The 862-nt window shown below is 40.4% G+C and carries 1 protein-coding gene; it reads left to right on the plus strand.

Annotated elements, in window-relative coordinates:
- Positions 1-862: aminotransferase-like domain-containing protein (locus ACWHAR_RS24970; RefSeq protein ID WP_452088168.1), on the plus strand; the 862-nt coding region annotated here is incomplete at both ends.

The raw sequence follows: 862 nt of genomic DNA on the forward strand, positions 1-862 counted from the left end.
CGATGGGCTAATAGAAGGCACAATGGGGAAAGGCACAGTTGTTATCAACAACACATGGACACTGATGGCTAAGAATTCTGCTCCCGATTGGGATCAATATGTCACCTCTGGCATTCAGATGCCAAGCCGAAAAATCGTTCAAGAGATCAATCAATCAGAATCAAATACAGACCTTATACAGCTCAGTAAAGGTGAACTTTCAGCTGAGATTTTTCCTTTGGCTGTTATGAAAGAGATGATGGGGAAGGTATCTCAACACATGGAGGCATTCGGATATGAAGAACCAAAAGGTTACTTACCTTTGAGGGAGGCATTGAGCAACTATTTAAAAACCATTGGAATCAACGTCTCATCTTCTTCCATTCTGATTGTCTCAGGAGCGTTGCAAGCCTTGCAACTGATATCAATGGGGCTGTTACAAAGAGGATCAACCGTTTATCTTGATCAGCCCTCCTACCTTTATTCATTACACGTATTTCAATCAGCTGGTATGAAGCTGACTGGACTTCCTATGGATAATGAAGGACTTTTGCCTGAAAATGTTCATTTAACAAGAGGAGAGCGGGGAAGGGCTATCTTATATACAAATCCATGTTTTCACAATCCGACTGGTATTCTTATGTCTAAAAAGCGACGGGAAGAAATCCTAGCAGTAAGTGAGAATACACAGCTTCCTATTATTGAAGATGACATTTATCGTGAGTTATGGATCGATGAAATTCCGCCATATCCTATTAAAACAATTGATAAAAATGGACACGTACTGTACATAGGAAGTTTATCGAAAACATTAAGCCCAGGTTTGAGGATTGGATGGATCGTTGGACCGGAACCGGTGATTGAACTTTTATCTGACATTAAA

The sequence above is a fragment of the Bacillus sp. LR--39 genome, from assembly GCF_053613335.1.